We start from the raw sequence: 615 nt of genomic DNA, 5'->3' as shown, positions 1-615 counted from the left end.
TGGCGAAATGGGCATTACCGACTACGCCTTTCGCTGTGACCCGCGCCATGAAAGCCGCAAACGGGAATACTGCGTGCAGTATGGCGAGAGCGACTTTGACTTCTTCGAACGCCTGACCCGCGAAGCGGGACTGTTCTACTACTTCGAGCACAGCAGCGACAAACACACCCTGGTGCTGTGCGATGCACTGGACAAACTGAGCCTGAGCCCCCACAGCTACCCCTACAACGCCCTGGCGGGTGGACGCGCCGAGCAGGCGAGTGTCCGCAGCGCCGAATACCGCCACCGCCGGGCCGAGAGCGGGGCCACCCTCAAGGACTACAGCTTCCGCAAACCGGCCTACAGCTTCCTGCAACCGAGCACAGAGGAGGCAGACTGGCAACAGAGCGGCTATGAACACTTCGACTACCCGGGGCGCTACAAGGACGATACCGACGGCAAACTGTTCAGCAAGGTGCGCCTGGCGGGACTGCGACGGGAGAGCGAGCAGCTGCTGCTCAAGAGTGACCAACTGCAGGCGTTGAGCGGGCAGAAGTTTGCCCTGAGCGAACACCCGGATGCGAGCCTTAACCGCGAATGGGTAATGGTGGGGGTCAGCCACACCGGCGAGCAGGG

The 615-nt window shown here is 62.4% G+C and carries 1 protein-coding gene; it reads left to right on the top strand.

Annotated elements, in window-relative coordinates; all coding sequences use genetic code 11:
* Positions 1-615, top strand: a 615-nt coding sequence (gene vgrG / locus HCX89_RS22655; RefSeq protein ID WP_167717527.1) for a type VI secretion system tip protein VgrG, incomplete at both ends; no start/stop codon positions are given.

It is taken from the genome of Shewanella sp. Iso12 (genome assembly GCF_012030025.1).
Taxonomy (GTDB): Bacteria; Pseudomonadota; Gammaproteobacteria; order Enterobacterales; family Shewanellaceae; genus Shewanella; species Shewanella algae.
The sequence above is the reverse complement of the archived record's forward strand: the minus strand, read 5'-3'. Positions and strand labels throughout refer to the sequence as shown.